The 920-nt window shown below is 61.6% G+C and carries 1 protein-coding gene; it reads left to right on the top strand.

The window, feature by feature from the left end; all coding sequences use genetic code 11:
• Window positions 1-99: 99 nt before the first annotated feature.
• Window positions 100-909 carry an IS5 family transposase gene (locus IFT82_RS20325; RefSeq protein WP_192129944.1) on the top strand — a complete coding sequence of 270 codons (810 nt, stop codon included), beginning with the start codon at window positions 100-102 and terminating at the stop codon, window positions 907-909.
• The last annotated feature ends 11 nt before the right edge of the window (window positions 910-920 follow it).

Genomic DNA, 920 nt, shown 5'->3' with positions numbered 1-920 from the left:
GTCAAACGCTTCTGCCAGAAAACAATGAGGCGAACTTCGGATTCAGGTGACTAGAGGCTGTTATGGACTTGTAAGCGGGGCTGATTCATCTGTTATTGGATGAGCATTCACCGCAAGCCGTATCCGTCTGACGTTAGCACCGAGGAGTGGTCGCTGGTCGCGCCATACCTGCTGCTGCAGCGCGAGGATGCCGGTCAGCGGGAGCACGACCTGCGCGAGGTGTTCAACGGGCTTCGCTACATCGTGAAGACGGGTGCGCCGTGGCGGTGGATGCCCAACGACCTTCCGCCCTGGGCAGCTGTGTACCAGCAGACGCAGCGTTGGCTGGCGGCAGGATGTTTCGAAGCGCTGGTCGACGATCTGCGCGCGGTATTGCGTCTGGCGGCAGGCCGCAGGGCGGAGCCGACTGCTGCGATCATCGATAGTCGAACGTTGCGCTCCACGCCCGAGAGCGGCGAGCGTGCCGGCTATGACGGGGGCAAGCGCAAGGAGGGTTCGAAGATTCACATGGCCGTCGATACGCTGGGCCATCTGCTGGCGCTTCATGTCACACCGGCCAGCACAGAAGACCGCGGCGAGGTGGAGCGGCTCGCGCGTACCGTGCAGGCCGTCACCAATGACAGCGTCGAACTTGCCTGGGTCGATCAGGGTTATACCGGCGAGCGTGCCGCTACGGCAGCAGCAAAACACGGCATCGCACTTGAGGTCGTCAAACTGCCCGAGGCCAAACGCGGCTTCGTCCTCCTGCCACGACGCTGGGTTGTCGAACGGTCATTCGCATGGGCGACCCGTTTCCGACGCCTTGTCAAAGACTATGAGCGCTACGCCGAAACACTCGCAGGACTTCATGTCGTCGCCTTCGCATGCCTCATGATGAAGCAGGCTACCACGCTCGCTGTAGGTTCATAACAGCCTCTAGG

Origin of the sequence: Sphingomonas sp. CFBP 8760 (assembly GCF_014841615.1) — a bacterium.
Classification (GTDB): Bacteria; Pseudomonadota; Alphaproteobacteria; order Sphingomonadales; family Sphingomonadaceae; genus Sphingomonas.
The sequence above is the reverse complement of the archived record's forward strand: the minus strand, read 5'-3'. Positions and strand labels throughout refer to the sequence as shown.